This is a genomic window from Mediterraneibacter sp. 210702-DFI.5.30 (assembly GCF_020560115.1).
Taxonomy (GTDB): Bacteria; Bacillota; Clostridia; order Lachnospirales; family Lachnospiraceae; genus Mediterraneibacter; species Mediterraneibacter faecis.
Map to the genome: position 1 here is coordinate 1 of NZ_JAJCME010000209.1, position 228 is coordinate 228.

1 protein-coding gene is annotated in these 228 nt (G+C 50.9%); it reads right to left on the reverse strand.

The window, feature by feature from the left end; translation table 11 throughout:
• On the reverse strand, window positions 1–228 hold a 228-nt coding region (locus LI126_RS15280), incomplete at both ends, for a hypothetical protein (RefSeq protein WP_227165759.1).

Sequence of the window (228 nt, forward strand, 5' to 3'; positions counted from 1 at the left end):
CCGGTGCCGTAACAACAGCTTCATCAGATGGCGTGTAGGTAAGCATCTTGAAGTCATCGTTGTCCAGGGCCGGTTCCAAAGTCTTCAATACTTCTTTGGTAACTACATCACCCTTGTTAGCCAGGATTTCGCCAGTTTCCGGATCAGCCAGCGTTTCGGCCAGCGTTTGACCCAGCAGCCGGTACTTCATCATCAGTTTCTTGTTGGTCTTGTAACGGCCAACTGGTG